Origin of the sequence: Nonomuraea deserti (assembly GCF_004348685.1) — a bacterium.
Lineage (GTDB): Bacteria > Actinomycetota > Actinomycetes > Streptosporangiales > Streptosporangiaceae > Nonomuraea > Nonomuraea deserti.
Map to the genome: position 1 here is coordinate 1 of NZ_SMKO01000017.1, position 25,367 is coordinate 25,367.

A 25,367-nucleotide genomic window follows, 5' to 3' on the forward strand; every position below is an offset into this window, starting at 1 on the left:
CTTCGAAGATCTCTTCGAGACCCGACTGGGTCGGGACGTCCCTGCGCCCGGCCTGGCGAGCCGCCTCTACCCGGGCCTTCCACTTCTCGTTGCCGAGCAACCAATCGAACGACTCGGTCTGCAGAGCGAGAAGGTCAGGAACTTCGAGAGGCTCCTGGATGCGCGAAAATGACACGCGACGGGGACCAGCGGGTACGGCGGAGGCGTTGCGCGAGGCTGCCAACAGATGTCCTTCCGAGGGCTCGCGGCGGACTGACTACACGCACGCCAGACAACCTCGCAACGTGAGCAAGCATCGCGGGTCGTCAAAGGGCAGCGCAAAGGGGCAGTGTAGCCGAACGGCACACGCCTGTCCACTTCGCTCTCGCTGCATGCTCCACGTTGGTCGCAGCATCGCCCGTTCAGGCGGATACGTCAAGCCCACAAGCGCGACTTTTAGCCGACTAGGGGCCTGGACGCTGGGTTTTCTCCCCTGTGTGACCGATCGCCTACCGCCAGGCCCAAGACGATACCCGCGAACGGGGGCGGTTAACGCTCTGTCACACCGAGGGCCGAACCCATGCCGGCAACCGGTGTAGCTGTGACTGAAGTACCCCTGGCATTGACCGCACTAAACCTGTTTTTTGATAACAATTGAAGGAAGCGGCGCGCCGAGGTCTCAGGCGGTCCCGAGCAGGGTCGACAGATCGGCCACCAGCCATCGGGACTCTTGCCGAACCATCACCAACCTTGCCCGGTTCTGAGTGAACCCTTGCTGCGGCCCGTCCTTGCCGGAAACCTCCTTGACCGTACCCGTGTTCACGATGAGCAGAACCTCCACCCGGTCGGGTTCTGCCCGCTCGACGCCGGCCCCCGCCACGGACACGGTCTGGATGATTCTCTGGGTCTTCGCCCTGGACGCCAGGCTCGTTGTCAGCTGCCCGTAGTACGTGGTCAGTTCCCCCGTGGTGTGCTCCTTCGCGCGCGCCAGATCCTTCTCCACCGTCCGGTAGTCGTACGAGAGCAGATCAGGCGCCACCCTCTTGGCGGCGGACAGCGCCTCCGCCGCGGCCCCGTCGGCGGCGCGCAGGTCGCGCAGGTCGAACCACATCACCGGGACCAGCACCCCCGCCACGGCCACGAGGAGGCCGAGCAGCGCGATCACGAAGATCCTCACGTGACCTGCACCACCTTCGACACCAGCCAGGCGCCGCCGGTCCTGGTCACGTCCATCGACCACCGGTAGTACCGCTCCTGCGGCGGGTTGTCGGAGCCGTCCCAGCGGATCTCCACGTCGGCCACGACCAGGACCTTCGCGGCGGCCCCCGCCAGCGACACCAGCCCGGCCGCGCGCAGGACGCCGTGCTGGACGACCTTGTTCGCGACGGTGGTCGACCGGAGTTTGCCGGCGTCGGCCTCGTATTCGGCCCTGGCCGGCCCGGTGGAGGTGTCGAGGATGCGCTTCATGTCGTCGTCGACGGTGCGGTGGTCGAGCGACACCAGGTTGATCGCATGGGTGCTCGCCGCCCGCAGCGCGGCCTGCTTGTCGTCTGCCCTGGCCTGCTCGTCGCGCGCTTGCGCGGCGATCCACACGCCCGTGCCCACGAGCGCCACCAGGACCCCGCTGAGTGCCGCGATGAGGATGCGAGCGGGCCGAACCGCGAGCCCTGCCACGACGCGCTCACCCCTTCCACGGCCGGTCGCCGGGATCATAACCTGGCACTCGCGCGTGGAGCCCCTCAACCAACCAAGGCGGCATTTCGCCAACCCAGAACGAATCAGCCAAAACCCCGTAAATGCCCTCAGCCGGGCCTGAGAGCCCCGCTGAGGCTCCGACGCCGCACCTCGCTTGCCCGAAGTGGGCCCGGCCGCCTGCGCGCTATCTGGCGCCGTGGAGGTGGGAGTTGACCAGGCGCGGATACTCCTCCAGCCAGTTGCGGCCGCGCTCGTCCACGAACGAACCCTGCGGCGGGATCACGCCGTTGGCCGCCAGCCACGTGCCGGGCGGCCGCTGGCTGTGGCGGATCGAGTTGTCGCTCGGCATGAGCTGCGGCGGGATCGGCGGCAGCGCGCCGGGATCGTGTCCCAGTTGCGCCTCGGCCTCCAGTTCCGAGACGTCCTTCTCCTCGGACATGCCGATCGGCCCGTGCTTCCTGGCGTTGAGGAACTGGCGTACCACCGGCTCGTCGCTCGACAACAACATCTCGCGCGGGCCGAACATGACCAGCTCGCGCCTGAAGAGCAGCCCGATGTTGTCGGGGACCGTGCGGGCGGTGTTGATGTCGTGGGTCACGATCAGGAACGTCGCCTCGATCTCGGCGTTGAGGTCGACGATGAGCTGGTTGAGGTACGCGGTGCGCACGGGGTCGAGGCCGGAGTCGGGTTCGTCGAACAGGATGATCTCAGGGTCCAGCACCAGCGCCCTGGCCAGCCCCGCCCGCTTGCGCATGCCGCCGGAGATCTCCCCCGGCAGCTTCGACTCGGCGCCGAGCAGCCCGACGAGCTCCATCTTCTCCATCACGATCGCGCGGACCTGGCTCTCGGACTTCTTGGTGTGCTCCCGCAGCGGGAAGGCGATGTTGTCGTAGAGGCTGAGCGAGCCGAACAGGGCGCCGTCCTGGAACAGCACGCCGAACAGCCTGCGCAGCTCGTAGAGCCTGCCCTCGTCGCAGTGGGCCAGGTCGTAGCCGTCGATCCAGATGTGGCCGCGATCGGGCCTGAGCAGGCCGACGAGGGACTTGAGGAAGACCGACTTGCCGGTGCCCGAGGGGCCGAGCAGCACGGAGATCTCGCCGGGCGGGAGGGTGAGCGAGACGTCCTCCCAGATGACCTGCCGACCGAACGACTTGGTCAACCCGTCGACCACGACTTCGACGCCCACTGGCCACCTCGGCATTCCGGGGGATGTGGCCCCACGGTAACGGCGATCCGCCCGATGTGAACCCGTTCAGGCAACTTGTTACGGGCCGGTTATGAGACGTCGGGTCCAGTAAGCGCGCGCAGGCTGGGACGGAGCAAACGGGCGATCTCCTCCGGCGGCACCCCGCGCAGTTCGTCGAGCTCGAGCAGCTGGTTGCCCACGGTCACGCCGACCATCACCGTCATGATCAGCGCGGCGCGCAGCCGCGCGTCCTCGCCGTGGATGGACTCCGTGAGCCGGTCGATCTGCGCGCCCAGCACCTGCCGCGCCGACGTGGCGGCCTCGGGATGCGTGAGCATCGACCGCATCATGGCCAGCGAGCCCTGCGGCATCTCGCCCATCTTCGCGCCGAGAGTGCCGAGCAACCGCTCGACCAGATCCTCCGCACCCGTGCCCGTGTCGGCGTCCGTTTCCGTGCCCGTTGCCGTGTCGACGGCCGTCACGCGCACCGACTGCTGGAAGAGCTCCTGCTTGCTGCCGAAATACTGCATCACGAGGGCGGGGTCGACCTCGGCCGACCTGGCGATGGCCCTGATCGTGGCGCGCTCGTAGCCGACCTCGGCGAACAACGCCCTGGCCGCGTCGAGGATCCGCCCTTCGGTCCTGCGCCGCCTCTCGGCCCGGGGTAGCACTCTCTCGCCCATCGACCCGACTCTACCCGCGTTGACCGACTTCCCTTTTGGCTCTACGCTCGTTGAGTCAACATACGTTGAGCGAAAGGTTCGACCATGTCCGTCGAAGAGATCGTCACGGGCTATCACGCGGCGATGCTGCACAAGTCCCCGGACGAGCTGGCCGGCCTCTACGCGGAGACCGGGCTGCACGAGTTCCCGTTCGGTGGGCTGCCGCCGTTCAGGGGACGCGAGGAGGTCCGTACGGGCTACCGCGGCATGTGGGGCCAGATGCCCTACCCGGTGCGCGAGGTGCGCCGGCGCGCCCTGCGGCGTACCGACGATCCGGAGGTCGTGGTGGTGGAGCAGGACACCGTCGTCGAGGCGGGCGAGGAGCTGATCACGGTTCCCGGCCTGCTGGTGCTCCGGATCAGGGAGGGCGAGATCATCCACACCAGGGACTACATGGACACCAGCGCCATCGCGCGGGTCCGGTCGGCGGGGACGCCCCCGGAAACGCGAAAAGAGGCGGACGCACCCGGCACCAGGGTGCAGCCGCCTCTTTCCGAAGAGCGAGCGTGAAGGGGGAAGTTACTTCACGGTGACGGTGGCGCCGGCGCCCTCGAGGGCAGCCTTGGCCTTCTCCGCCTGCTCCTTGTTGACCTTGCCGTCGAACACGGGCTTGGGAGCGCCGTCGACCAGGTCCTTGGCCTCCTTGAGGCCCAGGGACGTGAGGGCGCGGATCTCCTTGATGACCTGGATCTTCTTGTCGCCGGCAGCCTCGAGGACGACGTCGAACTCGTCCTGCTCCTCGGCGGCGGGGGCCTCGGCACCGGCGCCACCGGCGGCGGGGGCGGCGGCGACCGCGACGGGCGCGGCGGCCTTGACGTCGAAGACCTCTTCGAACTGCTTCACGAACTCGGACAGCTCGAGGAGGGTCATCTCCTTGAACGCGTCGAGCAGCTCGTCGGTGCTGAGCTTCGCCATGATGGTTTCCTTACGTTAGGACGTGCTGAGAACTAGGAACGGGACCGCGGAGTTGCGGCAACCCCCGTGTTACTCGCCGGCCTCTTCGCGCTTCGCGCGCAGGGCGTCGGCCAGCTGGGCCATGTTGGTCGGCAGCGCGGCGAACATCGCGGCAGCAGCGCTCTGCTTCGCCTTCATGGCACCGGCCAGCTTCGCGAGGATGACCTCGCGGGACTCGAGGTCGGCAAGCTTGGTGATCTCGGTGGCGTCAAGCGTCTTGCCGTCGAGGACGCCGCCCTTGATCACCAGAAGGGGATTGGCCTTGGCGAAGTCACGCAGACCCTTGGCCGCCTCGACAACGTCGCCGTTGACGAAGGCGATCGCGGTCGGACCGGTCAGCAGGCTCCCGAGGCCCGCGAGACCGGCCTCGTCGGCCGCGATCTTGGTCAGGGTGTTCTTCGCCACGGCGAACTTCGCATTCTCACCGAGAGAGGTGCGCAGCTCCTTGAGCTGGGCGACGGTGAGACCGCGGTACTCGGTCAGAACGGCGGCAGCGCTGCCCTCGAACTCGTTCTTGAGCTCGGCAACCGCTGTCGCCTTATCCGCCCTCGCCATGGGCCTCCTTCCAGATGTGCCACCGGCGAAGGCCCCTCGACATGAGAACAGCCCCGGGCGCAGGGCGCACGGGGCTCACACACACGGATCACACCATGTGGGAAACTCGCATCACACCTGCGCGGGCCGTCCACATGATGTGGATCCTTCGGTCGCCAGGTTTTGAGGCACCTGACGACGACCGGCGGTCTTCGGCAACGACCAGACTACGTGCTGGCCGCCGAGTTTCCAAATCGTTCTCAGCTGGTCTGCCCCTTGGGCAGCTCTCCCACCTGGTCGGCGGGCGGCGCCTCGATGGTGACCGGCTCGTTGAACCCCTTGAAGAACAGGGTGGCGTCGAGCGTGCCGCCCTCCTTCGAGCCGTTCAGGGCCAGCTTGCGCGGCAGGCCGTCGGCGGCCACCCAGATGTCGAACTTGACGTCCTTCAGCTCCGCCAGGCCCGTCCTGGCGTTCTCCTGCTTGTCGGCGGGCAGCTGCTGGACGGCCACGTCGACCGGGAAGGTGCCGCTGTAGTGGGTGGTGTCCTCGCCGTTGACGCTCTCGTTGCCGACCGACTTCACGTCCTGCGAGGCCGTGATGAGCTTGGTCATGTTGCCCAGGTCGAACTGCTGGATCTGGGTGAGCACCTGGTTGACCTGGTTGGAGTCGCCCATCCCGCTGAGCGGGACCTTGATCCACGGCTTGGTGGCGCCCACGAGGTCGTTGAGCGCCTCGACCTTGATGTAGACGGTGTCGCCCTGGAGCACGGCGTGCGCGCCGCCCGGGAGGCTCCTGCCGCCCATGTCGGCGGTGTCCAGGGTGAGGTCGACGGCGAGCTGCGGCTTGCTCTGGTAGAGCATGCGGCCCTGCACCTTGCCGGTCCCCTCCTGGGGGTGCGTCATGTTGACGACGGCGTCGACGGTGTAGCTGGTCACCTCCGCGGTCTTCTGCGCGGCCTGCGAGAGGACCTCTGAGGCGGCCAGGTTGACCTGGATGGGCTGGGCGTTCGATCCACAACCGGCGACCGCCGCCACGACGAGCGCGGCGCCGGCCGCGGAGAGACTTATGCGCTTCAGCATGTTTTGACCTTACGTTTAAGTTCCGCCGCCGTGGCGCCTTCCCCGGACAAATAAGGGAAAACCCAGGGTTAACCCTCACAGCCCCCACACATCTCCTCCACAAGTGGTGCCCCGCCGCCCGGCACCCCACGCCTCGACGGCCGCCGGGCACGCCGTTCCGCTCCCGGCGGCACGCCACGCCTTGCCGGGCGCCGCTCCGCCACGACGACCGCCATTTCGCTACGCCACGCCTTGCCGGGCGCCGCTCCACCACGACGGCCGCCATTTCGCTGCCGACGGCACGATCTCGTGCGGGTCGGCCCGGCACGACGGACGGGCCTCGGAGCGCCGGGGGAAGGCGCCAGCGGCGGCGGCAGAAACGAAAGAGCCCCGCCCGGAAGAGGGCGAGGCTCTTTGCGAGGAGGTGCGGAGGTCAGGCCTCCAGGTCGGCGGTGAGGCCGCGGGTGACGTTGGGGTCGACGGGAACGCCGGGGCCCATCGTCGTGGAGAAGGTGACCTTCTTCAGGTAGCGGCCCTTGGCCGCCGACGGCTTGAGACGCAGCACCTCGTCAAGGGCGGCGGCGTAGTTTTCGACGAGCTGACGCTCGTCGAACGACGTCTTGCCGATGACGAAGTGCAGGTTGGCCTGCCGGTCGGTGCGGAACTCGATCTTGCCGCCCTTGATCTCCGTGACGGCCTTGGCGACGTCGGGCGTCACCGTGCCGGTCTTGGGGTTGGGCATGAGGCCCCGCGGGCCGAGCACGCGGCCCAGGCGGCCGACCTTGCCCATCAGATCGGGCGTGGCCACGACGGCGTCGAACTCGTTGAGCCGGTTGCCCTTGGAGATCTCGTCGATCAGCTCGTCGGCGCCGACGATGTCGGCGCCCGCCTCGCGGGCTGCCTCGGCACGGTCACCGGTCGCGAAGACCAGGACCCGGGCGGTCTTACCGGTGCCGTGCGGGAGGTTGACCGTGCCGCGCACGATCTGGTCGGCCTTACGAGGGTCGACGCCCAGCCGCAGCGCGACCTCGACGGTGCCGTCGAACTTGGTGGGCGACGTCTCCTTGGCCAGCTTCGCGGCGTCGGCGGGCGAGTAGAGCTTGTCGCTGTCGACCTTGGCGGCCGCGTCTTTGTACGCCTTGCTGCGCTTCATTCTTGTGACTCCTGAGTGGTCTCCGGGCCCGCCGGCGGGCCCTCCCACGAACGGGAAAAGGGTGTCAGTCGGCGATCGTGATGCCCATCGACCGGGCGGTGCCGGCGATGATCTTCTCGGCCGCCTCGATGTCGTTGGCGTTGAGGTCGGGCATCTTGGTCTCGGCGATGCTGCGCAGCTGCTCGCGGCTCAGCTTGCCGACCTTGTCACGGTGCGGGACCGCGCTGCCCTTGTCGAGACCGAGAGCCTTCTTGATCAGCTCGGGCGCCGGCGGCGTCTTCGTGATGAAGGAGAAGCTGCGGTCTTCGAAAATGGTGATCTCAACGGGGATGATGTTGCCCCGCTGGGCCTCGGTGGCAGCGTTGTACTGCTTGACGAAGTCCATGATGTTGACGCCGTGGGGACCGAGGGCGGTGCCCACGGGCGGCGCCGGGGTGGCCTGACCGGCCGGCAGCTGCACCTTGACCAGTGCGGCGATTTTCTTCTTCGGAGGCATGTGTCCTTCTCCGGGTCCTGATTGCGATGCTTGCCGGACTGCGGATGCAGCCCTGACATGTCGGAAGGCCACCCCTCGCGACAGGGCGGCCAGCCGAACGTCTAAGTGTAGGTGATCGTGCTAGATCTTCGAGACCTGGTTGAACGAGAGCTCGACGGGAGTCTCGCGGCCGAAGATCGAGACGAGCACCTTGAGCTTCTGCGACTCGGGGCTGATCTCGCTCACCGAGGCGGGCAGCGTGGCGAAGGGGCCGTCCATGACCGTGACCGACTCGCCGATCTCGAACTCGACGGTCGGGCCCGTGGCCGTCTTGGCCGCGGCCTTCTTGCTCTCCTCGGTCGGCTCCGGCGCCAGCAGCTTGGCGACCTCGTCGAGACTGAGCGGGCTGGGCTTGTTGGACAGGCCCACGAAACCGGTCACACCGGGCGTGTTACGGACGGCGGCCCAGGACTCGTCGGTCAGCTCCATGCGCACCAGCACGTAGCCGGGCAGCACGCGCTCCTTGACCGGCACCTTCTTGCCGCTCTTGAACTCCTGGACGGTGTGCGTCGGCACCTCGACCTGGTAGATGTAGTCCTCCATGTTGAGCGAGACGTTGCGGCTCTCGATGTTGGACTTCACGCGGTTCTCGTAACCGGCGTAGGAGTGGATGACGTACCACTCGCCGGGCAGGCCGCGAAGGGAGCTCTTGAACTCCTCGACCGGATCGACGTCAGGAAGAAGAGCACCGTCCTCGACGGCGGAAGCCTCGACATCGGCCGCCTCGTCGCTCTCCGCGACCTCGGCCTCGGAGACGGCCGACTCGGCGGCCTCCTCGGCAGCCTCTTCCAGCTCGTCGCCCCACTCGTCGCGGGGCTCCTCGGCCGGAACTGAAGACTCGGACACGGTGACTCTTCCTCTTTCGTCTTGTCGTTTGCTGTCGTATCGAATGGCGACTCCGTCAGACGACACCGGCCGGAATCTCGATCAGGCTCCGCCGAAGATCCGGAGAACCGCCCATCCCAGGCCGCTGTCGAGCCCGTAAACGATCGCAACCATGATCAGAACGAATATCAGAACGACCGTCGTATAGGTGACGAGATCCTTGCGTGTCGGCCAGATGACCTTGCGGAGCTCGTTGACGACCTGCCGGTAGAAAAGGGCAGGCGAAGTGCGTGTCTTCTTTTCGCCACTCGGCTTGCCTGCGGTCTCGCCGCGCGTGTCGATCGCCACAGTCCTCACCTGAATCTGTCGTATCCAACGCAGTTTTGCGGCGCGCTTACACGCCCATTATTGCGCGGACCGCACTCGCAGGGCACGAGGGACTCGAACCCCCAACCGCCGGTTTTGGAGACCGGTGCGCTACCAATTGCGCCAGTGCCCTATGTCATCGACCAGACTACCCTGATCGACTCACTGCCTGGACCGAACCGCTCGCCGACATGCGGCGGAAGGACCACGCGAAAGCATACGGGGGAATGCCTGCCACGTCGAACCAAATCCTGATGGCCCAGGTCACGCGGGCGTGTGGCCTGCGAAGTGCCCCGTGGGAGCATGGACGCATGTCCACCCGATCCCGCATCTCAGCGAGAATTTCCGCGATCTCCGAGTCGGCCACGCTGGCCGTCGACGCCAAGGCCAAGGCCATGAAGGCGGCCGGACGCCCCGTCATCGGCTTCGGTGCGGGCGAGCCCGATTTCCCGACGCCCGGCTACATCGTCGAGGCGGCGATCGAGGCGGCCCGCGACCCGCGCTTCCACAAGTACACCCCGGCCGGCGGCCTGCCCGAGCTCAAGAAGGCCATCGCCGACAAGACGCGGCGCGACTCCGGCTACCAGGCCGAGGCGTCGCAGGTGCTGGTCACCAACGGCGGCAAGCAGGCCGTCTATCAAGCGTTCGCGACGCTGCTCGACCCGGGTGACGAGGTCCTCGTCGTGGCCCCCTACTGGACGACCTACCCCGAGGCGATCAAGCTGGCCGGGGGCACACAGGTCAGCGTCGTGACCGACGAGTCCACCGGCTACCTCGCGAGCGTCGAGCAGCTCGAGGCGGCGCGCACCGAGCGGACGAAGGCGCTGCTGTTCGTCTCGCCGTCCAACCCGACGGGCGCCGTCCACCCGCGCGAGGAGACCGTGGCGATCGGCCGCTGGGCCGCCGAGCACGGGTTGTGGGTCGTCACCGACGAGATCTACGAGCACCTCGTGTACGGCGGCGCCGAGTTCACCAGCATCGCCACAGCCGTCCCCGAGCTGGGCGACCGGGTCGTGATCCTCAACGGCGTGGCCAAGACGTACGCGATGACCGGCTGGCGCGTGGGCTGGCTGATCGGCCCGTCCGACGTGGTCAAGGCGGCGACCAACCTGCAGTCGCATGCGACCTCCAACGTCTCCAACGTCGCCCAGATGGCCGCGCTGGCCGCGGTTTCGGGTGATCTGTCTGCGGTGGCGGAGATGCGCGCGGCGTTCGACCGGCGCCGCCAGACGATGGTTCGGATGCTCAACGAGATCCCGGGCGTGTTGTGCCCGGAACCAAAGGGGGCGTTCTACGCGTACCCCTCTGTCAAGGAGCTGCTCGGCAAGGAGTTGCGCGGCCACAGGCCCGCGTCGTCCGGCGAGCTGGCCGAGCTGATCCTGGAGGAGGCCGAGGTCGCGGTGGTGCCCAGCGAGGCGTTCGGCACCCCGGGATATTTCCGGCTTTCCTACGCGCTGGGCGACGACGACCTCGTCGAGGGCGTCAGCCGGCTGGGCAAGCTGCTGGCCGAGGCCCGCTGAGGCCGCCGTTCACTGGGCCAGGCGCTGCGCGATCTCGGAGGCGAGGGGCCTGATCTCGGCGGTGAGGCCGGGCGTCGCGCCGATGTAGACGGCGGTGCCCGGCCGCTCCAGCCACATGAAGCTGCGCAGGCCGTTGCGCGTGGTCCAGTGCAGCGCCGGCCTGCCCCAGTACGCGGTCAGACTCGACCTGGGCACCAGCGTCACGAACTGCTCGGCGGTGTGCACGCCGCACACCACGCCGGCGTACAGGCGCTCGTCGTTCTGCTTCCAGGTCAGGCCCCTGACCTTGGACCGGCGCCGGAGCGATTCGAGGCGGGAGAACGAGCCCGCCCGTGCCAGGCCGGCGGGCGAGGCGGGAATGTGCACCTTGATCGAACCGCAGGCCAGCGCGATGGTCCTGCGCTGGGTGTCCGGTTTCGGGGGCGGCGACGCCGAGAGGACCGGCCGGCTGCCCGCGTCGATGCCGGTGTCCGTCGGCGGCGCCTGGCCGGCGAGGGCGTCGCAGGCGGCCAGCCCCGGCACGAGCCCGCACACGAGGAGCACGGCCGCCGTACGCCGCATCAACTAACCCCCATGACGTGAGTGCATATGCCGGGCAAAGGCTCTTAGTCTCCTACAGGAGCCCTGACTGAGGTCGCAATAGTGAGCAGTTCGCCGGCAAGAGAGTCGCTGACCCTGATCCACGCACCGGTGCCCGCCCGCTCCAGCCAGGCGATCACCCGGCCGCCCTTCGGGTGCTCGCCCACCACGGCGGGTCTCCCCCGAACGGTGATGGCGCGGGCGTTCAGCACGGCGACCCGCTCGCGGTAGCCCGCCCAGCCGGCCGCCACGGCGCCCTGCTCCACCCGGGCCTCGACGAAGTCACCCCCCGCGCTCCACCTGGCCCAGCGGCCCTCGACTCCCGGCTCCGGCGCGATCGTCCCCCCGGCGCCGCGTACCAGCCCCGTGGGCAGGTAGGTGAGCCAGAGGTCGCCGGAGATCACCGCGAGCGCGGGCGCCGCGGCACGCCTGGCAGGAACGGCCGCCGCCGCCGCGGGCGCCCGGTCCCCCGCCCCGGCCGTCCGATCCGCCGCCGCCGGCGTCCGGTCCTCCTCCGCCGGCGTCCCGTCGCTCGCCGGGGTCGCGGGCGGGCGGTCGCCCGTCACGGTCGCGGGCGGGCGGTCGTCGGCCGGGGACGGCGCGGGAACGGGCTGCGGTGTCTCCAAGGCGGCCCGCGGTGGACGGCCGAAGCCTGAGGAGAAGAGACCGTAGATGATCAGGGCCGTCGCCGCGAACGCCAGCGCCGCCAGTGCCGCGCGCCATCCCTGCCTGCCGGCCCGCGCCTCGGGGATCATTCCTCGATGATCCCCCGTGCGGTCTCCCCCGTACCGCGTGTTCCCGCAGACTCCTGCCGCGATCTTTTCGGCCCCGGTGGCAAAATATGCGGATGCCAAGGCCCCTGCACGCACTTCCCAAGGCCCATCTCCACCTGCACTTCACCGGCTCGATGCGCCACTCGACGCTGATCGAGCTGGCCAGGGAGCAGGGCCTGCACCTGCCCGACGCGCTGGAGCAGGACTGGCCGCCGAAGCTGCGGGCCACCGACGAGCGCGGGTGGTTCAGGTTCCAGCGGCTGTACGACATCGCGCGGTCCGTGCTCAACCGGCCGGAGCACGTCTACCGGCTGCTGGCCGAGACCGCCGAGGACGAGGTGGCGGCCGGATCGCGGTGGCTGGAGATCCAGGTCGACCCGTCGGGCTACGCGCCGCGCTTCGGCGGGCTGACGGCCACGCTCGAGCTGATGCTCGACGCGGCGGATCGGGCGGCCGAGCACGCCGGGATCGGGATCGCCGTGATCGTGGCGGCCAACAGGATCCGGCACCCGCTCGACGCGAACACGCTGGCCAGGCTCGCCATCCGGTACACCGGCAAGGTGGTCGGGTTCGGGCTGTCCAACGACGAGCGGCGGGGGGCGGCGCGCGACTTCGAGCGGGCGTTCAGGATCGCCAAACGCGGCGGGCTGCTGGCCGTGCCGCACGGCGGCGAGCTGATGGGGCCGCGCAGCGTGGCGCAGTGCGTCGACGACCTGGGGGCCGACCGCGTCGGCCACGGGGTGCGGGCGGCCGAGGACGAGTGGCTGATGCAGCGGCTGGCCGACCGGCAGATCTGCTGCGAGATCTGCCCCTCGTCCAACGTGGGGCTCGGGGTGGCCGAGCGGGACTCGGACGTGCCGTTGCGCCGGCTGTTCGACGCGGGGGTGCCCATCGCCCTGGGAGCCGACGACCCGCTGTTGTTCGGCACGCGGCTGTTGCGCCAGTACGAACTGGCCAGGGAGGTGCACGGCTTCAGCGACGCCGAGGTGGCCGAGCTGGCGCGGCAGTCCGTACGGTCGTCGACGGCTCCCGAGGCGGTGCGCAAGGAGCTGCTGCAGGGCGTGGACGACTGGCTGACGAGCTCGCCCTCAACCGAGTGACGTGGCGACGGCGACCGCCTCGTCCACGTCGCCGGCGCCTTCCAGCCGGTAGTTGAGCGTCCCCTGCTGCCAGATGAGGGTGGAGGCCGCCTGGCGCAGGGGCACGTGAGTGCCGTCCTGGCGCCTGATGTAGCCGAGCGGGTGCTCGCCGGGCAGCCACCAGGCGTCGTACGCGCCCACCATGACGTGGTCGGGCCACGGCGGGCCGAGCTGCTTGTAGAAGTACGGCCCCACCGTGCCGCTGAACTGGTCGAGCCGGACACCGCCCGGCCAGTACATCGACACCACCCTGCCCTGGTCGGCGACCGTGACGCGCTGCGGTTCCCCGAGCCTGGACGGGGTCCTGACCGCGAAGCCGACCAGCTCGGGGAGGTCGGCCGGGGACACCGTCCGCTCGGCGGGCAGGGGCGTCCGGGTGGTGACCGGCTCGGGCGGGGTGTCGCCGATCTCCACCTCGATCCCGGCGAGCCGCAGGATCGTCGTCACGGCGGCGCGACCTTGCGGGGTGGCGGCGGTGACGGCGAGGACGGCCACCACGACGGCGGCCACGACCTTCCACCGCGCCCGCCTTCCCGCGGGACGCCGTGCGCGTCTCGCGGGTCCCCGCCGCTTCTTCGCCTCCCGGTGCACCTTCCGAGGGAGTTCGGCAGGTGGGTTCGGGGTGGTGGGTTCGAGGCGGGCGCGCACGGCGGCGGCGACGTCGGAGGGAGGCGGGCCGGGGACGTCGACGAGGTCGCCGAGCGCCAGCAGTTCGGCCTCGAGGTCGTCGTACGGCTCAGGCGAGTTCATTGCCCACCCCCTTCCTCAGCCTGGCCAGCCCGCGATGGGTGCTGGACTTGACGGTGCCGACGGGCAAGCCGAGCACCTGCGCGGTCTCCGCCTCGGTCAGCTGTAAGAAATACCGGCAGACGACGGCCTGGCGTTCCCGTTCTGGAAGGTCGCGTACGGCCGCGAGGAGCCGCGTGCGCCGGTCGGCGCCGACGGCGGCGCCCTCGGGGTCGTCGGGCGCCGCCGTCTCGGCGGTCGCCCCGAGCCGCAGCGCCAGCTCGGACCTGCGCCCCCGCGACCTGGTCAGGGTGTGCGTCTCGTTGGCGACGATGCGCAGCAGCCACGGGCGGAACGGCGCGTCCCTGCGGAAACTCCCCAGGTGCCGGAACGCCTTGACGAACGCCTCCTGCACGACGTCCTGCGCTTCGTCGCCCGCGCCCAGCATGACGGCGGTACGGTGGGCAAGCGCGCTGTAGCGCGTGACCAGCGCTTCGTAAGCGGCCAGGTCACCGGTGAGCGAGCGCGCGATCGCCTCGTCGTCGTCCATGGCGGGTCAGATTCCATCGCATCCGGGCGGCGCGCGGAAGGGTGTTTCGCTGTTCAGGTGACCGTGGCCGTTGATCGGGGCATTAGACTCGGGCAATCCATCAGCCCCTAGAAGGAACGGGATTATGTCTTCTGGGTATGACCGTGTAGTACAACCGGCGGCCGGTGACGAGGCCCTGGAGAACCACCTGGGTGGGGACGAGGCCAAGAACTATCGGCAGTACGAGTTCGACATGGTCGCCCCGCATGTCGGGCGTTCGATGCTGGAGATCGGCTCCGGGCTCGGCCACTTCGCCGAGCAGTTCCTGCCGCGGCTCGACCGGCTCGTCGTGAGCGACTTCGACCCCTACTGCGTCGAGCAGCTGGAGAAGCGTTTCGCGGGCCGTGACGAGATCGACGTCCTGCGGTTCGGGCTGCCCACCGACATCCCGCTGGAGAACAAGGTCGACACCGTCGTCATGATGAACGTCCTCGAGCACATCGAGGACGACGCCGAGGCGCTGCGCTCGCTGGCCCGCGTGACGCTGCCGGGCGGGCGGATCATCATCTGGGTGCCCGGCTACATGCAGCTTTATGGTGACTTCGACCGCAAGGTGGGTCACGTTCAGCGTTACACGCCCAAGACGCTGGGCACCGCGGTCGCCAAGGCCGGGCTCGACGTCGAGGTGCTCAAGCCGATCAACTTCCTGGGCGGCATCGCCTGGTGGGCGGCCGTGCGCCGGGGCGGCGTCGGCTATCCCGACCCGCGCCTGGTCAAGGTCTACGACCGCACGGTGGTCCCGCTGACCCGCTTCATCGAGCGTTTCGTCCGCCCGCCGTTCGGCCAGACGGTGTTCTGCGTCGCGCGGGTGCCCAAGCCCAAGCAGTGACGGCGAGCCCGGCCGCGGGTGGCGGCCGGGCCGCGCGTCACTTGATGGATCCGGCGGTCAGCCCGCCGACCACCTTCCGTTCGATCAGCGCGAAGAGGATGATCACGGGAATGGTGGCGATCACGGAGCCGGCGAACAGGTTCTGCCAGTCGACCTGATATTGGCCGATGAACGAGTTGAGCGCCACGGTCAACGGCTGGTTCTCCGGGGTCGTGGTGAGGGTCAGCGCGGCCACGAACTCGTTCCACGCGGCGATGAACGTGAAGATCAGCGCCGTGATGACGCCCGGCAGGGCCAGCGGCAGGGTGATCCTGAACAACGCGCCGAAGCGCCCGTTGCCGTCGATGAACGCCGCCTCCTCCAGCTCGCGCGGGATCGAGGCGAAGTACGCGTTCAGGATCCACACCGCGAACGCCAGGTTGAAGCCGCCGTTGACGAGGATCAGCGACCAGATCGAGTCGACCAGCCCGAACTGGTAGAACTCGCGGTAGATGCCGACCAGCATGGCGGTGGGCTGGAACATCTGGGTGATCAGCACGAGGATCAGGAACGCCGTACGCCCCCTGAACCTGTGCCGGGCCGAATAGTAGGCCGCGGGCAGCGCCACCAGCAGCACGAGCACCGTCGAGCCCGTGGCCACCTTCAGCGTCACCCACAGGTTGCCGGCCAGGCCGCTGGTCCAGAAGTTGGTGAGGTTGGACCACACCCATTCCTCGGGCCAGAACGACACCTCGCGCAGCGAGTCCTGGGAGCGCAGCGAGGTGAGCAGCATCACCACGTACGGGAACAGGAACAGGAACGAGATGACGTACGCGGCGGCCGCGACGATCACGGTCTTCAGCTTCGGCATGCGACGCGGCGCTCCGCGAGCGGGCCGGACGTGGGAGTGGGGCCTGGTCCGCGGCGGCATGGTGTTGACGGCCATCACGCGACCTCCTTGTTCCAGCGGGAGACCTTGAGGAAGATCACGGTCAGGACGATCACCATGCCGAAGTTGACCACGGACATGGCCGCCGATTCCCCGATGTCGGAGCCCTTGAGGATGAACATGAAGATCGTGGAGGTGGCCGTCGAGTAGCCGGGCTGCCCGTGGGTCATGGCCCAGATGATCGGGAAGCTGTTGAAGACGTTCATGACGTTGATCAGGGCCGCCACGGTGAGCGCGGGGCGCAGCAGCGGCAGCGTGATCGACCAGTACGTCCGCAGCCGGCCCGCGCCGTCCATCGTGGCCGCCTCGTAGACGTCGGACGGGATCGTCGCCAGGCCGGCCAGCAGCGCGTACGTGGTGAACGGCACCGACACGAACACCGCGACGAACACCAGCCACGGCATGGCGGAGGAGGCGTCGCCGAGCTGGTCGGCCGCCGCTCCGCCCATCGCGTCGATCAGCCCGAGCTTCACGCGGATCTGGTTGATCACGCCGACCTCGGGGTCGAGCATCCACTTGAAGATGATCGCCGTCATCAGCACCGACGCGGCCCAGGGCGCGATCAGCGCCCATCGGGCGATCTTGCGCAGCGGGAAGTGCTGGTTGAACAGCTGGGCCAGGGCGAGCGAGATCAGCACGGTGAGCACGACGACCGCGACCACCCAGACGACGCTGCGGACCATGATGTCGGCGAAGTCCTTCTCGCCGAACAGCTTCTCGTAGTTCGCGAAGCCGTTGCCGCCCTGGACGATGCCGAACCGGCTGATCTCGAGGAACGACGACCTGATCATCTCGATCACGGGCCAGAGCACGACCATCGCGATGAGCAGCACCGCGGGGCCGACCCACACGATGGACTCCAGGGCGCGCAACCTTCTCATGAGCTAGCCGGCCGCTTCGGCCGTCTTCTGGAGCTCACCGAGGACCTTGGCCGGGTCGTCCTTGACGGCCCCGCCGATGGTCTGCTTGATCGCCGGGTTCACCACGGCCCACTTGGGGTCCTGGAACGGGTAGAAGCTGGCGTTCGGCAGCGCGTCGAGGAACGGCTTGAGCTTCTCGTCTCCCGACAACTTCTCGATGCCGCCGTTGGTGACGGGCAGCAGTTTGTACGTCTCGGAGATCTTCTGGGCGGCGTTGCCGGTGTAGAAGAAGTCGAAGAACTTCTTGATCTCGGCGGCGTGGCCGTTCTTGTTGAACGCCATGATCCAGTCCATGACGCCGAGCGTGGTGTCGAGCGGGCCGGTCTTGCCGGGGATCGGTACGACGCCGTAGCTCTTCAGCCCGGCGGCGTCGAAGATCGGGATGGACATGGGGCCGCCGTTGACCATGCCGACCTTGCCGGCCCCGAAGTCCTCCCAGACCGTCTTGCGGTCCTTGGTGCCCGGGTTGGGGGTGGTCAGACCCGCTTCGACCATGCCCTTCATGTAGGTGAAGGTCTCGACGTTCTGCGGCGAGTTGATCGCCCACTTGCCGGAGTCGTCCTTGTAGCCGCCGCCGTTGCCGAGCATCCACAGGAACGACTCGGCCTGGGCCTCCTCCTGGCCGAGCGGCAGGCCGAACGGCTGCGTGACGCCGGCCTCCTTGAGCTTGCCCGCGGCGGCCTTGAGCTCGTCCCACGTCTTCGGAGGCTCCTTGATGCCGGCCTTCTCGAAGAGGTCCTTGTTGTAGAAGAGGGCGCGGGCGGAGGAGACGAACGGGATGCCGTACTGCGTCCCGTCGACCTTGCCGAACTCGGCGAACTTCTGCAGCATGTCGCCGGAGACGTTCGGCGAGAGCACCTCGTCGACCTTGTGGAGCAGGCCGTCCTTGACGAAGCCGGAATAGTCGCCGGTCTGCAGGATGTCGGGCACCTGACCGTTCTGGATCATGGTGGCGACCTGGTTGTCGATGTCGTTCCAGTTGATGACCTGGACGTCGACCTTGATGGTGGGGTTGGCGGCCTGGAACTCGTCCACGACGCCCTTCCAGAACGTCTCGCCCGAGTTCGGCTTGCCGGGGCCGTCGCCGTAGTCGGCGGCGACCATCTTCAGCGTCACCTGGCCGTCGTCCGACGACTGGGCGTCGCCGCCGCCGGATCCGCAACTGGACAGGACCAGCACCGTGGCGAGGCCGAGAGCGGCCCCGCCCGCAAGCTTCATCTTCACTGGAGTACCGCCTTCTCGTCGGACGGGTGACGCTGGTCCGTACCAGCCAACGGACGCCGCCCAGGGGTGGGGGCGCGCGAGCCACAGCTCTACGCGTTTGCGTCACTGTAAGCCTGAGTTCAGCAACCGGTCTATACCGGCTCGTATCGGTTCGGCAACACTCAGACCCGAGAAAGCTCACTTCCGGTCTAGACCGGATGTCAGAGGATTTTTCTCCGTACGTTCTCCCCGCCCTCCGGCGCGCCGATCCACGGCCCCTCGATGGACGGGTCGAGCACGCCCTCCTCCAGGAAGTCGTAGCGCCCGTCGAGCACGTATCCGGCCAGCCGCACGTCATGGTGGTCGCTGTTGTCCCAGAGCCGGGCGAACAGCGAGTCGACGCGGCGTCGCGCCTGGTGGCAGAAGGTGTCGGCGAGCTCGTACGGGCGCTGCCCCAGGTCCTTGGAATCCTCTTCCGCCTTGACGCAGGCAGCCGTCATGGCGAACAGCTCGGCCCCGATGTCCACGATCCGGCCGAGGAAGGCCTGCTTGTGCTCCAGCCCGCCCTGCCAGCGGGACATGCCGTAGAAGGTGGACCGTGCCAGCTTCCTGCTGGTCCGCTCCACGAAGCGCAGGTGCGCGGAGAGCGGGCCGAAGGCGGCGTACGAGGTGGGCAGGTTGCCGGTGCCGGCCACCAGCGTCGGCAGCCACTTGGCGTAGAAACGGCTGGCCCGGCGCAGGGCCTGCGCACGCTCCTGGCGGGACGCGTCAGGGTTGATCAGCTCGCCGGCGGCCGACAGGTGGGCATCCACCGCCTCCCGCGTGATCATCAGATGCATGATCTCCGACGAGCCCTCGAAGATGCGGTTGATCCGGGAGTCGCGCAACATCTGCTCGGCTGGTACGCCGCGCTCGCCGCGGGCGGCCAGCGACTCCGCGGTCTCGTAGCCGCGCCCGCCCCTCATCTGGACCAGCTCGTCGAGCGCCTGGTACGACAGCTCGGAGGAGAACAGTTTGGCCAGCGCCGCCTCGATCCTGATGTCGTTGCGCTGGTCGTCGGCCATGCGGCTGGTGAGCTCGCAGACGGCTTCGAGCGCGTACGCGGTGGCCGCGATGAAGGCGATCTTCGTGGCCACCGCCTCGTGCCTGCCGACCTCGCGCCCCCACTGCACGCGCTCGTTGCCCCACTCTCGGGCGATCTTGACGGCCCACTTGGTGTTCCCCGCGCACGTCGCGGGCAACGACAGCCGGCCGGTGTTCAGCGTGGTGAGCGCGATCTTGAGACCCTGGCCCTCCTTGCCGATCAGGTTCTTGGCAGGCACCCTGACCTGGGCGAACTCGGTGACGCCGTTCTCGATGCCGCGTAGGCCCATGAAGCCGTTGCGCCGCCTGACCGTGATGCCCGGCGAGTCGGCCTCGACCACGAACGCGCTGATCTTCTTGCCGGTCCTCGCCATGACCACGAGAAGGTCGGCGACGACGCCGTTCGTCGTCCACAGCTTCACGCCGTCGAGCACGTAGTCGTCGCCGTCAAGGACGGCGGTGGTCGACAGGCGGGCCGGGTCGGAGCCGACGTCGGGCTCGGTCAGCAGGAACGCCGAGATCTCGCCCCTGGCGCACCTCGGCAGGAACTCGCGCTTCTGCTCCTCGGTGCCGAACAGCTTGAGCGGCTGCGGCACCCCGATCGACTGGTGCGCCGACAGCAGCGTGGCCAGCGCGGGACAGTACGAGCCGACGAGCATGAGCGCGCGGCAGTAGTAGAGGTACGGCAGCCCCAGCCCGCCGTACTCCTTGCCGATCGTCATCCCGAACGCGCCGAGCTCCGCCAGCCCCTTGACCACCTCGTCGGGCACCTGCGCGGTCCGCTCGATGAGAGCGGGGTCGACCTCCGTGTCCAGGAAGCGGCGCATGGCACGGACGAACTCCTCGCCGCGCCTGGCAGCGTCGCCGGGCAGGGAGGGCACCGGATACACCAGGTCCAGCCGGAAGTCTCCGAGGAAGAGCTGCTTGGCGAAGCTGGGCCGCGTCCACTCCGTCTCGCGCGCCTGCTCGCCGACCTCTCTGGACTCCGCGTACTTGGCGTGCTCGGTCATGGAACCTCCCGGCGTTGGGCCGTCCTGTGGTAGGAGTACTGCCCGCTTGGGGGCGTCTATCGCTCCTTTTTGTGCGACAAACACGCCCAGGGGCGGCGGAACACCGCCAGGGAGATCAGCAGCACGATCACGAGAATCGCCGCCCCGCCATCGGTGACCGCCGTCGGCAGGATGCCCGCCGGGCCGTAGAGATCCAGGCTGGCCCGATAGACCTCCGGCGGGATCATCCCGAACGGCCCCGCGGCCTGACCCAGGTTCACCGCGAGCACGACCCAGAACACCCAGGCCCAGCCGCGCGGCGCCAGCAGGGCCAGCGCGTTGCCGACGATGAACGCGACTCCCACGCCGCGCAGGAACGCCAGCAGGCCGGGGGCCGCGCCGGCCGCCTCGGCGGCGCTCAGCCCGGCCAGGCACATGCTGTGCTCGATCATCTCGAGATCGATGATCACGAAGTTCTGCAGCGCGGTGCCCGCGGTGAAGACGGCCGACGCCGCGGCGGTGAGCACCTGCAGGCGGCGCGTCCAGGGCGTGGGCAAGGGGATGGAAACGTCTCTCGTCATGGCTCCCACGCTGGCCTGGCGGCGGGCGCGTCCGGTCACCGTGGCCGTGGCCCCGGCGGCGGCCTGCGTGGCCTACTACGCGCTGCTCTATCCGGGCATTTTCGCCGCCGCGCCCGTGCTGCTGGCCGTCTACACCGTGGTCGCGCTCGGCCGCCTGCCGGCGAGCGTGGTCGTGGCGGTGGCCTTCGACGCGGCGCTCTACCTCGCCGTCGCGGTGCCGCACGGCGCGTACGCGGTGTTCGACGGCGTGTGGTGGACCGGCGGGTTCCTGGCCGCGGTCGTCGCGATCGGGCAGATGGTGGCGACCCACCGTGCCTACCTGCGCGAGGTCGAGCTCCGGGCGGCCGAGGCGGAGCGGACCCGCGAGGAGGCGGCGCTGCGCAGGGCCGGCGAGGAACGGTTGTGGATCGCGCAGGAGCTGCACGACACGGGGCGCTGAGTCCCCCATCCGTCCCGTCTCGATCGCTTCGGAGCGCGCATACGTTCGGCCGCCTGCCCATTCCGCCGAACGATTGACCGGGACGGCGTGCGACCATCGGGGTCATGGACGAACTCGATTCGGCGATCGTACGGCTGCTGCAGGCTGACGCGCGGCAGTCCAACAGGGAATTGGCACGCAAGCTCGGCATCGCGCCCTCGACGTGCCTGGAGAGGGTCAGGGCGCTCACCCGCCGCGGTGTCATCCGCGGCTACCACGCCGACATCGACCCGGCGGCGCTCAACCGCGGCGTCCAGGCCATGGTCTCGGTGCAGGTGCGGCCGTTGAGCAGGGCGGTGATCAACGCGTTCAAGGCGTCGGCCGCCGACATGCCGGAGGTGCTCAGCGTGTTCGTGCTGGCCGGGGGCGATGACTTCCTGCTGCACGTGGCCGTGCAGGACCTCGACCACCTGCACGCGTTCTTGCTGGACAGCCTGAGCAAGCGCAAGGAGATCGTCGGGTTCCGCACTTCGGTGGTGTACCAGCAGGTGCAGAAGACCATCCCGACCCCGCTGCCTCCGCCGTAAACCCACCCTAAGTCAGGGAAATGCCCGTTTTATATGCATATACGTTTCCTTATCCCTCTCTCGGGCACGGGGGGACCGTCCGGCCAGGTGTCGGTCACCCCGAGAGGACAAAGGAGCGCATGCCATGAGTGATAAGGCCAGAGTGGCGTTGGCTCTCGCCGCGGGTTACTACCTCGGCCGGCGTCACAAGCTGCGCATGGCCGCCATGCTCGCCGCGGCGAGCGTTGCCGGTAAATACCGCAAGGGCGACGGCGGACTGCTGGCGCAGGGAGGCAAGATCCTCGGGTCCTCACCGGAGATCGACGAGCTGACCAGCCGGCTGCGCGGCCAAGTCATGGACATCGGCAAGGCGGCCGTCATGGCCGCCGCCACCCGGCAGATCAACTCCCTCACCGAGAAGCTCCAGGAGCGGACCGAATCCCTCCAGAGCGGCGACCAGGCCGAGGACGAGGGCGAGCCCCGGGACGAGGCCCGGGACGAGTACGCCGAAGACGACGAAGACGAGTACGAGGACGACGAAGCGGCCTCCGAACCCGCGGACGAGGCTTCCGAGCCCGAGGACGCGCAGGAGACCTCCGAACCGGAGGAGGCGCCCGAGCCGCCCCGCGCCCGGAAGGCCCGTCCCCAGCAGGGCGCGCTGGCCCAGGGCACGCGTGCCCGTAAGCCGGGCGCCGGTCGCAAGCGTCCCGCGCCCGTGACGAGAACGGCGGGGTGAAAGCGATGACGGAGGCGACGAAGGCCCAGCCGGTCCGCAAAGCCGCGGGCCAGGCAGGCAAGGCCGTACGCGAAGGTCCTGGCAGGACGGCGGACGCGGTCGGACGGAAGGCGAAGCAGGCAGGCGAGCAGGCGACCGGCGGAGGCAACCCGATCAAGGCCGGGCTACGCAAGCTCGGCCAGGCCGCGACGCATTACGCGCTGTCGTCCGTGACGAACAAGGTCGAGGGCGTGACCGGACGGCTCTCCGACTTCGCGGAGGGCAGCGGCGGCAACCTGCTCGGCGCGGTCACCGGCTCCGACAAGTCGATCGGCGGTTCCGCCGTGGCCGGCGCGGCCAAGGGCGCCCTCAAGGGCGTGGTAGGCAAGCTGGGCAAGGGCGGCAAGGGCCAGGGCGGCAAGAAGCTCAAGGTCACCAACATCGTCGAGACCATCGACGTCGGCGCCCCGATCCGGGTGGTCTACAACCAGTGGACGCAGTTCGGGGACTTCCCGAGCTTCATGAAGAAGGTCGAGGCGGTCAACCAGGAGTCCGACGAGAAGCTCACCTGGAAGGCGCAGATCCTCTGGTCGCACCGCGAGTGGAAGTCCACGATCAGCGAACAGGTGCCGGACGAGCGCGTCATCTGGCGCTCGGAGGGCGCGAAGGGGTACGTCGACGGCGCGGTGAGCTTCCACGAGCTCACCCCCGACCTCACCAGGATCATGGTCACCCTCGAATACCACCCGAAGGGCTTCTTCGAGGGCACCGGCAACCTCTGGCGGGCGCAGGGCCGCCGCGTACGGCTGGAGCTCAAGCACTTCGCCCGGCATGTCATGACCCAGGTCATGCTGCACCCGGACGAGATCGCCGAGGGCGGCTGGCGCGGCGAGATCCGCGACGGCGAGGTGGTCAAGGACCACGACACGGCCGTCCAGGAGGAGCAGGAGTCCGCCGGCGAGCAGGAGGAGGAAGAGCCGGAGGAGGGCGAGCCGGAGGAGGGCGAGCCAGAAGACGAGTACGAGGAAGAAGAAGAGGAGCCCGAAGAGGAGCCCGAGAAGGGCGAGCCAGAAGACGAGTACGAGGAAGAAGAAGAGGAGCCCGAGGAAGAGCCCGAGAAGGGCGAGCCAGAAGACGAGTACGAGGAAGAAGAAGAGGAGCCCGAGGAAGAGCCCGAGAAGGGCGAGCCAGAAGACGAGTACGAGGAAGAGGAAGAGGAGCCCGAGGAAGAGGAGCGCCCCCGCGCCCGGCGGGCTCCGGTACGCCGCAGGGCGGCGAGCCGCAGCGGCTGAGCCGTCCCCCGTCCGAGAACCACGAGGAGCCGCAATATGACAGTGCAGCCGGCCTCAGGTGGGGTGGCCCAACGCCCCACCGCGACGGGCCTGGCCGACGTGATCGACAGCATCCTGGACAAAGGGCTGGTCATCGACGCCTACGTCAGGGTCTCGCTCGTCGGCATCGAGTTGCTGACCATTGACGCGCGAATCGTCGTCGCCAGCGTCGACACCTATCTGCGCTACGCCGAGGCGGTGAACCGGCTGGACCTGTCGGAGTCCGGCGGCCAGGGACTGCCCGAGCTCATGCAGAACATGAAGCAGGGCATGGTCGCCGACAAGGGCAAGGACGCGGTCCAGGGAGTGCTCGAATCCGCGGCCGACAAGCTGGGAGGCCTGGTCGGCGAGCCGGAGGAGAAGTCGGAGCGGCAGTCGGCCCGCCGGCGGAAGGAGGATGGCTGAGATGGCGACATCCGAGGCGACCGGCCGGCGCGAGGCGTCCGGTGACGAGCAGCGGAGCGAGACGCGCGTCGGCACGTACGTCTACGGCATCGTCCCGGCGGACGTGGAGGTGTCCGACGACGCCGGCGGTGGCGTCGGCGGCCCGTCGGCGAAGGTGACGGTGGTCCGGCATGGCGACATCGCCGCGCTGGTCAGCGAGCTGCGGCTGGATCGGCCGCTGGGCACGCCCGACGATCTCATGGCCCACGAGGGGCTGCTGGACGCCACCGCCGCCGAGGTGCCGGTGCTGCCCGTACGTTTCGGCGCGGTCGTGACGAACCCGGAGGCGGTGGTCGAGGAGCTGCTCGCGCCGCACCACGACGAGTTCCACGCGGCGCTCGACGAGCTGGAGGGCCGGGCACAGTACGTCATCAAGGGCCGCTACGTCGAGCGGGCCGTGCTCACCGAGATCATGGAGGAGCGCCCCGACCTGGCCGAGCTGCGCGAGCAGCTCAAGGACCAGCCCGAGGAGGCCACCAGGGACGCGCGGATCCAGATCGGCGAGATCGTCGATCAGGCCATCAACGCGAAACGGGAGGCCGACACGCAGGCGGTGCTCGACGCGGTCACCCCCGTCTCCACGCTCACCTCGCTGCGCGACCCCAGCCACGAGCTGGACGCCGTGCACCTCGCGGTCCTCGTCGAGACGGCGCGGGAGGACGAGCTGGAGCAGGCGCTGGACAAGATCGCGGAACGCTGGGCGGGCCGGGTCGAGCTGCGCCTGCTCGGGCCGCTGGCCGCGTACGACTTCATCGTCGCGCAGGGCTCCGGTGGCGGCTGATGGGGCTGATCAGCTCGTTGTTCACCTGGCCGCTCGCCCCGATGCGCGGGGTGATCAGGCTGGGTGAGCTGATCCAGGAGCAGGTCGACCGGGAGCTGCACGATCCGGCGGTGGTACGGCGGGAGCTGGAGGCGATCGAGGAGGCCAGGAACGAGGGCCGCATGTCGGAGGAGGAGGCTGCCGAGGCCATGGAGGAGATCCTCGCCAGGCTGACCGGCCCGCCCGGGGAAGGAAGGAGGTGATCGT

Annotated in this window: 32 protein-coding genes and 1 tRNA gene; 11 read left to right on the forward strand and 22 right to left on the reverse strand. The window is 68.8% G+C overall.

Translation table 11 applies throughout. From position 1 onward, the window contains the following. The 5 genes from E1292_RS09735 to E1292_RS09755 all read right to left on the reverse strand — a co-directional run. A partial coding sequence (locus E1292_RS09735; protein ID WP_132594229.1) for a hypothetical protein occupies window positions 1-223 on the reverse strand: 223 nt, incomplete at its 3' end. A 435-nt stretch (window positions 224-658) separates the two neighbouring features. Beyond that, window positions 659-1,156 carry a hypothetical protein gene (locus E1292_RS09740; protein ID WP_246090029.1) on the reverse strand — a complete coding sequence of 166 codons (498 nt, stop codon included), beginning with the start codon at window positions 1,154-1,156 and terminating at the stop codon, window positions 659-661. Then, window positions 1,153-1,653 carry an Rv1363c family protein gene (locus tag E1292_RS09745; RefSeq protein ID WP_132594231.1) on the reverse strand — a complete coding sequence of 167 codons (501 nt, stop codon included), beginning with the start codon at window positions 1,651-1,653 and terminating at the stop codon, window positions 1,153-1,155. The genes E1292_RS09740 and E1292_RS09745 overlap by 4 nt, the downstream gene beginning before the upstream one ends. Before the next feature lie 205 nt (window positions 1,654-1,858). Further along, window positions 1,859-2,860: an ABC transporter ATP-binding protein gene (locus E1292_RS09750; protein WP_132594233.1), complete on the reverse strand. Its 1,002-nt coding sequence runs from the start codon at window positions 2,858-2,860 to the stop codon at window positions 1,859-1,861. Between the two features lie 89 nt (window positions 2,861-2,949). Further along, a complete protein-coding gene (locus tag E1292_RS09755; protein ID WP_132594235.1) occupies window positions 2,950-3,543 on the reverse strand; it encodes a TetR/AcrR family transcriptional regulator in 594 nt (197 codons plus the stop codon). Window positions 3,544-3,627: 84 nt separating this feature from the next. Between E1292_RS09755 and E1292_RS09760 the strand changes: the two genes are divergently transcribed. Further along, window positions 3,628-4,092, forward strand: coding sequence for a nuclear transport factor 2 family protein (locus E1292_RS09760; protein WP_132594237.1), 465 nt, complete (start codon window positions 3,628-3,630; stop codon window positions 4,090-4,092). A 9-nt stretch (window positions 4,093-4,101) separates the two neighbouring features. Here E1292_RS09760 and rplL read toward each other — a convergent pair whose 3' ends face one another. The 8 genes from rplL to E1292_RS09800 form a co-directional block, all read right to left on the reverse strand. Further along, window positions 4,102-4,497 carry a 50S ribosomal protein L7/L12 gene (rplL, locus tag E1292_RS09765; protein WP_132518411.1) on the reverse strand — a complete coding sequence of 132 codons (396 nt, stop codon included), beginning with the start codon at window positions 4,495-4,497 and terminating at the stop codon, window positions 4,102-4,104. 69 nt (window positions 4,498-4,566) lie between these two features. Continuing rightward, entirely contained in the window at window positions 4,567-5,091 is a 525-nt protein-coding gene (gene rplJ / locus E1292_RS09770; protein WP_132594239.1) for a 50S ribosomal protein L10, read from the reverse strand. Window positions 5,092-5,330: 239 nt separating this feature from the next. Continuing rightward, window positions 5,331-6,149 (reverse strand): SCO4651 family lipoprotein, encoded by an 819-nt coding sequence (locus tag E1292_RS09775; protein ID WP_246090030.1) that lies wholly within the window; start codon window positions 6,147-6,149, stop codon window positions 5,331-5,333. A 412-nt stretch (window positions 6,150-6,561) separates the two neighbouring features. Next, a complete protein-coding gene (gene rplA, locus E1292_RS09780; protein WP_132594241.1) occupies window positions 6,562-7,281 on the reverse strand; it encodes a 50S ribosomal protein L1 in 720 nt (239 codons plus the stop codon). 64 nt (window positions 7,282-7,345) lie between these two features. Beyond that, window positions 7,346-7,777, reverse strand: coding sequence for a 50S ribosomal protein L11 (gene rplK, locus E1292_RS09785; protein WP_132594243.1), 432 nt, complete (start codon window positions 7,775-7,777; stop codon window positions 7,346-7,348). Between the two features lie 120 nt (window positions 7,778-7,897). After that, window positions 7,898-8,662: a transcription termination/antitermination protein NusG gene (gene nusG, locus E1292_RS09790; RefSeq protein WP_132594245.1), complete on the reverse strand. Its 765-nt coding sequence runs from the start codon at window positions 8,660-8,662 to the stop codon at window positions 7,898-7,900. An 81-nt stretch (window positions 8,663-8,743) separates the two neighbouring features. Beyond that, entirely contained in the window at window positions 8,744-8,989 is a 246-nt protein-coding gene (secE, locus tag E1292_RS09795) for a preprotein translocase subunit SecE (protein WP_165974463.1), read from the reverse strand. 78 nt (window positions 8,990-9,067) lie between these two features. After that, a tRNA-Trp gene (locus E1292_RS09800) sits at window positions 9,068-9,140 on the reverse strand. 178 nt (window positions 9,141-9,318) lie between these two features. On the opposite strand from E1292_RS09800, the gene E1292_RS09805 reads away from it, so the two are divergent. After that, entirely contained in the window at window positions 9,319-10,527 is a 1,209-nt protein-coding gene (locus E1292_RS09805; protein ID WP_132594249.1) for a pyridoxal phosphate-dependent aminotransferase, read from the forward strand. Window positions 10,528-10,536: 9 nt separating this feature from the next. On the opposite strand, the gene E1292_RS09810 is transcribed toward E1292_RS09805, so the two are convergent. Together E1292_RS09810 and E1292_RS09815 are read right to left on the reverse strand one after the other, a co-directional pair. Further along, a complete protein-coding gene (locus E1292_RS09810; RefSeq protein WP_132594251.1) occupies window positions 10,537-11,088 on the reverse strand; it encodes a hypothetical protein in 552 nt (183 codons plus the stop codon). Window positions 11,089-11,132: 44 nt separating this feature from the next. Then, window positions 11,133-11,861 carry a hypothetical protein gene (locus E1292_RS09815; RefSeq protein ID WP_132594253.1) on the reverse strand — a complete coding sequence of 243 codons (729 nt, stop codon included), beginning with the start codon at window positions 11,859-11,861 and terminating at the stop codon, window positions 11,133-11,135. 92 nt (window positions 11,862-11,953) lie between these two features. Here E1292_RS09815 and E1292_RS09820 point away from each other — a divergent pair, with 92 nt between their 5' ends. Next, window positions 11,954-12,979 carry an adenosine deaminase gene (locus E1292_RS09820; protein WP_132594255.1) on the forward strand — a complete coding sequence of 342 codons (1,026 nt, stop codon included), beginning with the start codon at window positions 11,954-11,956 and terminating at the stop codon, window positions 12,977-12,979. Here the strand turns inward: E1292_RS09820 and E1292_RS09825 are convergent. Beyond that, window positions 12,968-13,768, reverse strand: coding sequence for a hypothetical protein (locus E1292_RS09825; protein WP_132594257.1), 801 nt, complete (start codon window positions 13,766-13,768; stop codon window positions 12,968-12,970). The two genes, E1292_RS09820 and E1292_RS09825, sit on opposite strands and share 12 nt — an antisense overlap. After that, window positions 13,755-14,294 carry an RNA polymerase sigma factor gene (locus tag E1292_RS09830; protein WP_132594259.1) on the reverse strand — a complete coding sequence of 180 codons (540 nt, stop codon included), beginning with the start codon at window positions 14,292-14,294 and terminating at the stop codon, window positions 13,755-13,757. The genes E1292_RS09825 and E1292_RS09830 overlap by 14 nt, the downstream gene beginning before the upstream one ends. Window positions 14,295-14,418: 124 nt before the next feature. Here E1292_RS09830 and E1292_RS09835 point away from each other — a divergent pair, with 124 nt between their 5' ends. Continuing rightward, window positions 14,419-15,162 carry a class I SAM-dependent methyltransferase gene (locus tag E1292_RS09835; protein WP_132335290.1) on the forward strand — a complete coding sequence of 248 codons (744 nt, stop codon included), beginning with the start codon at window positions 14,419-14,421 and terminating at the stop codon, window positions 15,160-15,162. A gap of 37 nt (window positions 15,163-15,199) precedes the next feature. On the opposite strand, the gene E1292_RS09840 is transcribed toward E1292_RS09835, so the two are convergent. The 5 genes from E1292_RS09840 to E1292_RS09860 all read right to left on the reverse strand — a co-directional run bounded on the left by E1292_RS09840 (window position 15,200) and on the right by E1292_RS09860 (window position 20,866). Beyond that, window positions 15,200-16,012: a carbohydrate ABC transporter permease gene (locus tag E1292_RS09840; protein WP_132594261.1), complete on the reverse strand. Its 813-nt coding sequence runs from the start codon at window positions 16,010-16,012 to the stop codon at window positions 15,200-15,202. A 74-nt stretch (window positions 16,013-16,086) separates the two neighbouring features. Next, window positions 16,087-16,971 (reverse strand): carbohydrate ABC transporter permease, encoded by an 885-nt coding sequence (locus tag E1292_RS09845; RefSeq protein WP_246090031.1) that lies wholly within the window; start codon window positions 16,969-16,971, stop codon window positions 16,087-16,089. A gap of 3 nt (window positions 16,972-16,974) precedes the next feature. Further along, window positions 16,975-18,228 (reverse strand): extracellular solute-binding protein, encoded by a 1,254-nt coding sequence (locus E1292_RS09850; RefSeq protein ID WP_132594390.1) that lies wholly within the window; start codon window positions 18,226-18,228, stop codon window positions 16,975-16,977. Window positions 18,229-18,434: 206 nt separating this feature from the next. Continuing rightward, window positions 18,435-20,306: an acyl-CoA dehydrogenase family protein gene (locus E1292_RS09855; RefSeq protein WP_132594263.1), complete on the reverse strand. Its 1,872-nt coding sequence runs from the start codon at window positions 20,304-20,306 to the stop codon at window positions 18,435-18,437. A gap of 56 nt (window positions 20,307-20,362) precedes the next feature. After that, a complete protein-coding gene (locus tag E1292_RS09860) occupies window positions 20,363-20,866 on the reverse strand; it encodes a hypothetical protein (RefSeq protein WP_165974464.1) in 504 nt (167 codons plus the stop codon). Here E1292_RS09860 and E1292_RS52215 point away from each other — a divergent pair. From E1292_RS52215 to E1292_RS09895, 7 genes are all read left to right on the forward strand, one after another. After that, entirely contained in the window at window positions 20,865-21,305 is a 441-nt protein-coding gene (locus tag E1292_RS52215) for a sensor histidine kinase (RefSeq protein ID WP_181958208.1), read from the forward strand. The genes E1292_RS09860 and E1292_RS52215 overlap by 2 nt on opposite strands. Before the next feature lie 104 nt (window positions 21,306-21,409). Continuing rightward, window positions 21,410-21,871, forward strand: coding sequence for an Lrp/AsnC family transcriptional regulator (locus E1292_RS09870; RefSeq protein WP_132594265.1), 462 nt, complete (start codon window positions 21,410-21,412; stop codon window positions 21,869-21,871). A gap of 124 nt (window positions 21,872-21,995) precedes the next feature. Beyond that, window positions 21,996-22,586 (forward strand): hypothetical protein, encoded by a 591-nt coding sequence (locus E1292_RS09875; protein ID WP_132594267.1) that lies wholly within the window; start codon window positions 21,996-21,998, stop codon window positions 22,584-22,586. 5 nt (window positions 22,587-22,591) lie between these two features. After that, window positions 22,592-23,857: an SRPBCC family protein gene (locus tag E1292_RS09880; protein ID WP_132594269.1), complete on the forward strand. Its 1,266-nt coding sequence runs from the start codon at window positions 22,592-22,594 to the stop codon at window positions 23,855-23,857. 36 nt (window positions 23,858-23,893) lie between these two features. Then, complete coding sequence (gene gvpJ, locus E1292_RS09885) at window positions 23,894-24,301, forward strand: gas vesicle protein GvpJ (protein WP_132594271.1); 408 nt, start codon at window positions 23,894-23,896, stop codon at window positions 24,299-24,301. A 1-nt stretch (window position 24,302) separates the two neighbouring features. After that, on the forward strand, window positions 24,303-25,121 hold the full coding sequence (locus tag E1292_RS09890; protein ID WP_132594273.1) for a GvpL/GvpF family gas vesicle protein: 819 nt from the start codon (window positions 24,303-24,305) through the stop codon (window positions 25,119-25,121). Then, window positions 25,121-25,363 (forward strand): gas vesicle protein GvpG, encoded by a 243-nt coding sequence (locus E1292_RS09895; RefSeq protein WP_132594275.1) that lies wholly within the window; start codon window positions 25,121-25,123, stop codon window positions 25,361-25,363. The genes E1292_RS09890 and E1292_RS09895 overlap by 1 nt, the downstream gene beginning before the upstream one ends. Window positions 25,364-25,367 lie beyond the last annotated feature (4 nt).